General features: G+C 61.2%; 11 protein-coding genes. 7 read left to right on the top strand and 4 right to left on the bottom strand.

Annotated elements, in window-relative coordinates:
- A partial coding sequence (locus ADADOO_RS17515) for a branched-chain amino acid transaminase (protein WP_511278802.1) occupies positions 1 to 597 on the bottom strand: 597 nt, incomplete at its 3' end.
- An 89-nt stretch (positions 598 to 686) separates the two neighbouring features.
- On the opposite strand from ADADOO_RS17515, the gene ADADOO_RS17510 reads away from it, so the two are divergent.
- Genes ADADOO_RS17510 through mnmA form a run of 3 tightly spaced genes read left to right on the top strand, consistent with a single transcriptional unit; the run spans position 687 to position 2,780 of the window.
- Positions 687 to 1,136 carry an NUDIX hydrolase gene (locus tag ADADOO_RS17510; RefSeq protein ID WP_511278801.1) on the top strand — a complete coding sequence of 150 codons (450 nt, stop codon included), beginning with the start codon at positions 687 to 689 and terminating at the stop codon, positions 1,134 to 1,136.
- On the top strand, positions 1,136 to 1,690 hold the full coding sequence (locus ADADOO_RS17505) for a hypothetical protein (RefSeq protein ID WP_511278800.1): 555 nt from the start codon (positions 1,136 to 1,138) through the stop codon (positions 1,688 to 1,690). The genes ADADOO_RS17510 and ADADOO_RS17505 overlap by 1 nt, the downstream gene beginning before the upstream one ends.
- The gene (gene mnmA / locus ADADOO_RS17500; RefSeq protein ID WP_511278799.1) at positions 1,683 to 2,780 is read left to right on the top strand and encodes a tRNA 2-thiouridine(34) synthase MnmA; all 1,098 of its coding nucleotides are present in this window, start codon (positions 1,683 to 1,685) and stop codon (positions 2,778 to 2,780) included. The genes ADADOO_RS17505 and mnmA overlap by 8 nt, the downstream gene beginning before the upstream one ends.
- A 6-nt stretch (positions 2,781 to 2,786) precedes the next feature.
- Here the strand turns inward: mnmA and ADADOO_RS17495 are convergent, their stop codons facing one another.
- Complete coding sequence (locus ADADOO_RS17495; protein ID WP_511278798.1) at positions 2,787 to 3,392, bottom strand: HD-GYP domain-containing protein; 606 nt, start codon at positions 3,390 to 3,392, stop codon at positions 2,787 to 2,789.
- Positions 3,393 to 3,515: 123 nt separating this feature from the next.
- A complete protein-coding gene (locus tag ADADOO_RS17490; protein WP_511278797.1) occupies positions 3,516 to 4,124 on the bottom strand; it encodes a glutathione S-transferase in 609 nt (202 codons plus the stop codon).
- A gap of 94 nt (positions 4,125 to 4,218) precedes the next feature.
- Between ADADOO_RS17490 and purB the strand changes: the two genes are divergently transcribed.
- The 4 genes from purB (at position 4,219) to ADADOO_RS17470 (ending at position 7,051) form a co-directional block, all read left to right on the top strand.
- Positions 4,219 to 5,601: an adenylosuccinate lyase gene (purB, locus tag ADADOO_RS17485; protein ID WP_511278796.1), complete on the top strand. Its 1,383-nt coding sequence runs from the start codon at positions 4,219 to 4,221 to the stop codon at positions 5,599 to 5,601.
- A complete protein-coding gene (locus ADADOO_RS17480) occupies positions 5,602 to 5,877 on the top strand; it encodes a hypothetical protein (protein WP_511278795.1) in 276 nt (91 codons plus the stop codon).
- A 118-nt stretch (positions 5,878 to 5,995) separates the two neighbouring features.
- Complete coding sequence (locus ADADOO_RS17475) at positions 5,996 to 6,313, top strand: DUF2322 family protein (RefSeq protein ID WP_511278794.1); 318 nt, start codon at positions 5,996 to 5,998, stop codon at positions 6,311 to 6,313.
- 45 nt (positions 6,314 to 6,358) lie between these two features.
- Entirely contained in the window at positions 6,359 to 7,051 is a 693-nt protein-coding gene (locus tag ADADOO_RS17470) for a cytochrome b/b6 domain-containing protein (protein ID WP_511278793.1), read from the top strand.
- A 318-nt stretch (positions 7,052 to 7,369) separates the two neighbouring features.
- On the opposite strand, the gene secF is transcribed toward ADADOO_RS17470, so the two are convergent.
- A partial coding sequence (gene secF, locus ADADOO_RS17465) for a protein translocase subunit SecF (protein WP_511278792.1) occupies positions 7,370 to 7,872 on the bottom strand: 503 nt, incomplete at its 5' end.

Here is a 7,872-nt window from a genome sequence, read left to right as displayed (position 1 = left end):
GTTCTCGCCGGAGCCTTCGCAGACGTAGCCTTCGGTGTCGAGGAGCAGGGCTTCGTCGTAGCCGTCACCGGTGGCCTCGTTGTTGGCGAGGATGGAATTCATGTAGTTGCCCGACGCCTTGGCGCGCACCATGGTGATATTCACGTGGTGGCGGGTGAAGGACGAGGTCTTGATGCGGATGCCGCGTTCCATGCCCTCTTCGCCGAGGTAGGCACCCCATGGCCAGGCGGCGATGATGACGTGCACCTTGGCGCCCTTGGGCGAGACGCCCATCTTTTCCGAGCCGTAGAAGGCAAGCGGACGCAGATAACCGGATTCGAGATTGTTGGCGCGGATGACTTCCTTCTGGGCCTCGATCAGCGTTGCGGCGTCGTAAGGCATCTGCATCTGGAAGATGTGGGCCGAACGGAATAGGCGCTCGGTGTGCTCCTTGAGGCGGAAAATGGCCGTGCCGCGCTCGGTCTTGTAGGCCCGGACGCCCTCGAAGACGCCCATGCCGTAGTGCAGCGAGTGGGTGAGGACGTGGGTGGTGGCTTCGCGCCAGGGCACCAGTTTGCCGTCTTGCCAAATAAAGCCGTCGCGATCCGACATGGACATGTTCGATTCTCCGTGTTGCGCCTGTAAAAGCCCACAATTCTAGCTGAAATCAGACGTTAAAATAGCGCTTTTGCCGATAGAGCCCTGTCATGGTCTGGAAACCCCACGTTACCGTCGCCGCCGTTGTCCAGCGTGACGGCAAATTTCTGCTCGTCGAGGAGGAAACCGAGGCCGGGCTGGCCTTCAATCAGCCGGCCGGTCACCTCGAAGAGGGCGAGTCGTTGATTGAGGCCGTGGCCCGCGAGGCGCTCGAAGAAACGGCCTACCACTTCAAGCCGACGCATCTGGTTGGCGTTTATAACTGGACGCATCCGACCAAGGACGATACGACCTATCTGCGTTTTGCCTTTGCTGGCGAATTGCGCGGATTCGAGGCGGGGCGCCCACTCGACGATGGCATCGTCGCCGCGCGCTGGCTGACGCTCGATGAGGTCAGGGCGACGCAGGCCAGGCATCGCAGCCCGCTGATTCTGCGCTGCATCGAGGATTTGCTGGCCGGTAAGCAAGCGCCGCTCGAACTGCTCGTCCATTACGACTGATGCGGCCTTGGCTGCTCGCCTTGTTGCTGGCGTTTTCGGGTGCCGTTGCGGCCGATGAAACGGTGCGCATCTGCTACGGCTACGGTTGTCTGGCCCAGGCGGATATTCGCTATACCGAAGGGCAGCTCGGCGAGGTCCGGCGCATGCTGTTGGCCACGGTCAACCCGGAAAATGAGCGAAAAATGATTGCCGGGGTGGTCGGTCGGCTTTATGCCTGGGCTGGCGAGCAGTCGGACATCCACAACGACCGCGCCGGCAATGTCGCCGATGGGCATGTCTCCGGCAAGATGGACTGCATCGATCATTCGACCTCGACGACGCGCCTGCTAAAAATGCTTGAAGCGCGCGGCTACCTGCGCTGGCATCGCGTGCTCGAACCGGTGGTGCGGGATGTCGCCACCGTATTTTTCGTGCACTGGTCGGCGGTGATCGAGGAAAAAGCGGCAGGCGAAGCGTCGCGCTTCGCCGTCGATAGCTGGTTCGTCGATAATGGACAGCCGGCGGTGATCTTGCCGCTGGATGAATGGAAGAAAGGGGCTGGGCCCGATGTCTGAAAAAACTGTGGTCGTCGGTTTGTCCGGCGGCGTTGATTCGTCCGTGGCGGCCTTGTTGCTCAAGCAGCAGGGCTGGAAGGTGATCGGCCTGTTCATGAAGAACTGGGAAGACGACGACACCGAGGAATACTGCTCGTCGCGCCAGGATCTGATCGACGTCATGAGCGTTGCCGACCGCATCGGTATCGATGTCGAGGTGGTCAATTTCGCCGCCGAATACCGCGAGCGCGTCTTCGCCGAGTTCCTGCGCGAATACCAGGCCGGGCGGACGCCGAATCCGGACATCCTGTGCAATTCCGAAATCAAGTTCAAGGCCTTCCTCGACCACGCCCTGCAGCTCGGCGCCGACAAAATCGCCACCGGCCACTACGCCGGCGTGCGCGAGTTCAATGGCGAATTCCAGCTGCTCAAGGCCGAGGACGGGACCAAGGACCAGAGTTATTTCCTCTATCGCCTGAACCAGGTCCAACTGTCGAAAACGCTGTTCCCGCTGGCCGACATCTATAAGCGCGAGGTGCGCAAGATCGCCGAGGCAGAAGGGCTGCACGTGGCGACCAAGAAGGATTCGACCGGCATCTGCTTCATCGGCGAACGGCCGTTCAAGGATTTCCTGGCGCGTTACCTGCCGCCGAAAAAGGGCGAAATCCGCCGCTTCGACGACGGCAAGGTACTCGGCGAGCACGACGGCTTGATGTTCCACACCCTAGGCCAGCGCAAGGGCCTGCACATCGGCGGTCTGAAGGAAAAGGGCCAGCCGGGCGGTGGCGATCACGACGCCTGGTTTGTGGCCGGCAAGGATATGGAAAAGAATGTGCTCTACGTCGTCCAGGGCCACGATCACCCGGCGCTGTTCAGGGATGATCTGGTCGCTGAGCAACTGAGCTGGGTTTCCGGCCGGGCGCCGCACACGCACTGGGTGTATACCGCCAAGCCGCGTTACCGGACGGCGGATCAGCCGTGCGAGGTCGAGCGTGTCGATGGCGAAAGCTGCGAAATCCGCTTTGCCGAGCCGCAGTGGGCACTCACGCCGGGGCAGTCGGTGGTGCTTTACGAAAGTCGCGTCTGCCTGGGCGGCGGCGTTATCCGCTGAACGCCCTCAGGCGTCGGGGCCGCGCCGGGCTGATTTTTCAATCACGGTGCAGAAGGCGTGCAGCAGGTCGGGGTCGTGTTTCCGGCCGGTCTCGCTGCTCAGGATGTCCATGATTTCCCGGTGCCGACGTGGCTGGTGGTAGGTCCTGGGTTCGATCATCGCATCGTAGCTGTCGGCGATCGAGATGATGCGCGAGTAGAGCGGAATATCCGTGCCACGCAAGCCGTCCGGATAGCCTGAGCCGTCGAAATGCTCGTGGTGATGGCGGACGATGCGGGCGATGGCCGGGGATCGCTCGCCGTTGATGGCGAGAATGATCTGCTCACCGATCACGGCGTGCTGCTTCATGCAGGCCCATTCGTCGTCCTCGAAGGCGGCCGGTTTGCGCAAAATATTGTCGGGAATGCCGATCTTACCCAGGTCGTGAAACTGCGCGCCGAGGGCCAGTATGTCCAATTCATCAGCGGATAATTCGATGCTCAGCCCCAACTCCGTGGACAACTGAACCACCCGGTCGGAGTGGGCGCGGGAGTGGCGGTCGCGCGCCCCCAGTGCGGCCGTCAGGGAGAGGGCGACTTTTTGCATCGGTACTGCGTCGGGGGTGGTGTTCACGGCCGCTTGCCTCGCACGATTTGTCGTATCCGCTTGGTAGACCGGGTAACGCGGCGGGAGTTTCATGACGGAAAGAACAATGGCGCCGACCGGCGCCATTGCTTACCGTGACACTGCGGCCGGTCAGTCGTGCGGCACGGTGTCGGCGAAAGGCGCGCGCTGCATCAGCTTGTCGTAAAGCTTGCCGAGATTCGGGTGGCTTTCCGGCCAGCCGATTTCCGGGAAACGGAAGTGCAGGTAGCCGAGTGCCGTGCCGACGGCAATATCGGCCAGCGAGAAATGGGTGCCCATACAGAAGCTTTTGTCGCCGAGTTCCTTGGCCATGAAGTCGAGACTGCGCGTGACCTTGCCATGCTGGCGCGCGATCCAGCTGGCGCTTTGCTCTTTTTTCGGACGTTTGCCTTCGAGCAGGGCGCTGACCGCAGCATCGAGCACGCCGTCAGCCAGGGCTTCCCAGCGCTTGACCTCGGTCCGTTCACGATTGGGGGCAGGGAACAGCTTGTTGTTGGGCGTGACGTTGTCGATGTACTCGACAATGACCCGCGAATCGAAGAGCGGGGTGTGGTCGTCGAGCACCAGCACGGGAATCTTGCCGAGCGGGTTGATGTCGGGGACCTTGCTGTCTTCCGTCCACGGTGAATCGATGACGAATTCGTAGTCGATCTTTTTTTCGGCCAGCACGATCCGCACTTTTCGGGCAAACGGGCTGGTATGGGAGCCGATCAGCTTCATCGTGTGCTCTCTGATTTGGGGAGCTCGATTATAGCGTATGGCGACGGCTTCGCCGGGCGGGTAAAATGGCGGGCTTACTGAAAAGGATGATTCCATGACCTTCAATCCCTTGGTTGCCAGTCTTTTAACCGCTATCTCCCCGCTCGATGGCCGCTATGCTGGCAAGGTCGACGCCCTGCGCGAGCATTTTTCCGAATTCGGCTTGATCAAGGCGCGTCTCAAGGTCGAGATCGAGTGGCTCAAGGCGCTGGCCGCCGAGCCGCACTTTTCCGAAATTGCCGCTTTTTCCCCGTCGACCGTAGCCGAGCTCGATGCGCTGGTGAACAACTTCACCGTCGAGCAGGCGGCCGAGGTGAAGGCCGAGGAAGCCGTCACCAACCACGACGTCAAGGCGCTCGAATACTGGATCAAGAAGAACACCAAGGGCAATGCCGAAGTGACCAAGGTCAGCGAGTTCATCCACTTCGCCTGCACCTCCGAAGACATCAACAACCTGTCGCACGCGCTAATGTGCCAGGGCGCCCGCGAACAGGCCATGCTGCCGGCGCTCGACAAGGTCATCGCCCGCCTCAAGGAACTGGCCCACGCCAACGCCGACGTGCCGATGATGAGCCGCACGCACGGCCAGCCGGCGACGCCGACGACGCTCGGCAAGGAAATGGCCAACGTCGCCTACCGCCTGCAGCGCGCCCGCGCCCGCATCGCGGCCGTCGAACTGCTCGGCAAGATCAACGGCGCGGTCGGCAATTACAACGCCCACCTGATCGCCTACCCCGGCTACGATTGGGAAGGCTTCGCCAAGCGTTTCGTCGAATCGCTCGGCCTGACCTTCAACCCCTACACCATCCAGATCGAGCCGCACGACGCGCTGGCCGAGCTGTTCGACGCCTTTGCCCGCGCCAACAGCATCCTGATCGACCTCGATCGCGACATCTGGGGCTACATCTCGCTCGGTTTCTTCAAGCAGAAGGTCAAGGCCGGCGAAATCGGCTCGTCGACCATGCCGCACAAGGTCAACCCGATCGACTTCGAGAACTCCGAAGGCAACCTCGGGCTGGCTAACGCCGTCCTCAAACACCTTGCCGAAAAACTGCCGGTCTCGCGCTGGCAGCGCGACCTGACCGATTCGACGGTGCTCCGCAACATGGGCGTCGGCCTCGGCTACACGCTGCTCGCCTACGATTCGCTGCTCAAAGGCATGGGCAAGCTGGAAGTCAATGTCGATAACATGAAGGCCGACCTCGACGCCAACTGGGAACTGCTCGCCGAGCCGATCCAGACCGTGATGCGCCGCTACGCCGTGCCCAACGCCTATGAAAAGCTCAAGGAGCTGACCCGCGGCACCCGCGTCTCGCGCGACGGCATGCAGGCTTTCGTGTCCTCGCTGGAGATTCCGGCAGGCGCCAAGGCCGAACTGCTCAAGCTGACGCCGTGGGATTACACCGGCAAGGCGGCCGAACTGGCCAAGCGCATCTAAATGCAGTGCGCCAAATGCGGCCAGGAGGTGCCGGCCGACGCCATCTATTGCCCGCATTGCACCGGCGCACGCAAGACCACCGATCAGGAAGTGATCCGTGGCGGCATCCGTGGCGCGGCAATTGGCCTGTTCCTTGGCATGTTGCCGACGGTCTGGCTGCTCTTTCACTTTGGCGCCGAGCGTGGCATCAAGGCAATTGCCTTCATCGTGCCGGCCGTCACCTTTACCACCGGGCTGATCATTGGTCTGGTCAAAGCCAAACGGGAGTGGAAGTAGGGCGTCGGCTCGATTGCCACGGTCAACCGGGTTTACTACGTGAAACGTAAAAAACGCCGAAAAATGAAATAGTCCGGGCGGGGACGGCTTCCCCGTCCGCATCCACGAAAGGTCATCCATGTCGTTTGCCGAAAATCTCAAGAAATTGCCGGGCATTTCGCACCTGGCCGCCATCAACCTGCTCGACGCCAACGGCAATGTCGTCGCCGCCATCGAAAACAAGGCGGGCAGTCAGGGTTCGCTGGCGGTGTATAACCATCTGGCGCAAACCTATGGCTCGATCAACGTCGAGGCGGCCAAAAAAGGCATGGAAATCTTCGCCGAGCACAGCGAAGACGAGCGCGCCAATCCGGGCAAGCATCCGAACATCGCCCGCCTCATCGCCATCGAGCAGGGCGCCCCGGCCTTGCGTGTCAAACACGTTTTCGCCATCTGAACATCCGGGTGCATTTACCCGTAGCGCCAGTAAAAAAGTCACCCCATGAACAGCCAACGAATTCACCTTTGGGATCTGCCGACCCGCCTGTTTCACTGGCTGCTCGTGCTGGCCGTCATCGCCGCGGTCGTCAGCGGGCAACTGGGCGGCAATCTGATCGAAGTGCACGGCAAGATCGGCCTGGCCATCGTCGGCCTGATCGCCTTTCGTCTCGTCTGGGGCTTCGCCGGCTCAACCTACGCGCGCTTCGCCCAGTTCTTCCCGACGCCGGCCAAGATCAAGGTCTACCTGAAAGGCGAATGGCGCGGCCTCGGCCATAACCCGCTCGGCGGCCTTTCCGTTTTCAGCCTGATTTTCCTGTTGACCGTGCAAGTCACCAGCGGCCTGTTTTCCAACGACGACATCGCCTTCGTCGGCCCCTTGTTCGAACTGATCGACAAATCGCTCAGCGACCGCCTGAGCGGTATCCACCACTTGCTCTCCAATGTCCTGATCGCCCTCGTCATCCTCCATGTCGGCGCCGTCATTTTCCATGGTCGCGTCAAGAAAGATGATCTGGTCAAGCAGATGCTGACCGGCTGGAAGGAGGGCGTAAGCGGCGAGCCGGCCAGCGGCGGTGGCATCATCGCGTTGGTGGTGGCCTTGGTCATTGCCGGTTGTGCCGTCTATGGCGCCAGCGGCATGTGGTTGCCCGAGTTGCCACCGCCGTCGGCAGCGGTGGCGACGCCTAGCTGGTGATTGGCTAGGAGATTCGCTTGGGTCCTCATTCGGCCACAACCCGCCGTTCGCCTATCCCCGGGAGCAGTCATCCGAACGACCGCTGGGCTCTGAAACCTGCCGGAAAGCCTAAGCCAGCAACTCGACCTTATGTGGAGCTCCACATAAGGCCGACGATTTGTCATTGTGCAGTTGCTTGGAACGTCCGCTGTACTTTGTCAGCTGTCGCTCTCGTGGTGATGGCGCGAAGGTCAGCAAAGGGCACGAAGCCGTCCCCCAAAATGAAAAAGCCGCCAATTTCAATTTGGCGGCTTTTTTCCGGTTGACCGTAGGATTCGCTTAAACGACGGCTCCGTCGTCGTTGGCGCCTTCGATGACCTTGGGTTTGACGATGAATTGCTCGCGCGAGACGCCGAGCCACATGACGAGCGGGCTGGCGACGAGGACCGAGGAGTAGATGCCGAAGCAGATGCCGATGGTTAGCGCCATGGCGAAGTAGTGCAGCGTTTCGCCGCCGAAAATCAGCATCGAGAGGACCATCATCTGGGTGCTGCCGTGGGTGATGATGGTCCGGCTGATGGTGCTCGTGATGGCGTGGTCGAGGACTTGCGGCGTAGTCAGGCCGCGGACTTTCTTGAAGGTTTCGCGCACGCGGTCGAAGACGACGACCGATTCGTTGACCGAGTAGCCGAGGACGGCGAGCACGGCGGCCAGCACGGATAGCGAGAACTCCCACTGGAAGACAGCGAAGAAGCCGAGAATGATCACCACGTCGTGCAGGTTGGCAATGATGGCGGAGACCGAGAAGCGCCATTCGAAGCGGAAGGCGAGGTAGATGACGA

The sequence above is a fragment of the Azonexus sp. genome (assembly GCF_036170495.1).
GTDB lineage: Bacteria > Pseudomonadota > Gammaproteobacteria > Burkholderiales > Rhodocyclaceae > Azonexus.
The sequence above is the reverse complement of the archived record's forward strand: the minus strand, read 5'-3'. Positions and strand labels throughout refer to the sequence as shown.

What these genes read in the sequence shown, in the direction of transcription:
- mnmA (WP_511278799.1), top strand. Translation starts at nt 1,683, where the DNA reads ATGTCTGAAAAAACTGTGGTCGTCGGTTTGTCCGGCGGCGTTGATTCG.
- ADADOO_RS17510 (WP_511278801.1), top strand. Translation starts at nt 687, where the DNA reads ATGGTCTGGAAACCCCACGTTACCGTCGCCGCCGTTGTCCAGCGTGAC.
- ADADOO_RS17475 (WP_511278794.1), top strand. Translation starts at nt 5,996, where the DNA reads ATGTCGTTTGCCGAAAATCTCAAGAAATTGCCGGGCATTTCGCACCTG.
- ADADOO_RS17470 (WP_511278793.1), top strand. Translation starts at nt 6,359, where the DNA reads ATGAACAGCCAACGAATTCACCTTTGGGATCTGCCGACCCGCCTGTTT.
- purB (WP_511278796.1), top strand. Translation starts at nt 4,219, where the DNA reads ATGACCTTCAATCCCTTGGTTGCCAGTCTTTTAACCGCTATCTCCCCG.
- ADADOO_RS17480 (WP_511278795.1), top strand. Translation starts at nt 5,602, where the DNA reads ATGCAGTGCGCCAAATGCGGCCAGGAGGTGCCGGCCGACGCCATCTAT.
- ADADOO_RS17490 (WP_511278797.1), bottom strand. Translation starts at nt 4,124, where the DNA reads ATGAAGCTGATCGGCTCCCATACCAGCCCGTTTGCCCGAAAAGTGCGG.
- ADADOO_RS17505 (WP_511278800.1), top strand. Translation starts at nt 1,136, where the DNA reads ATGCGGCCTTGGCTGCTCGCCTTGTTGCTGGCGTTTTCGGGTGCCGTT.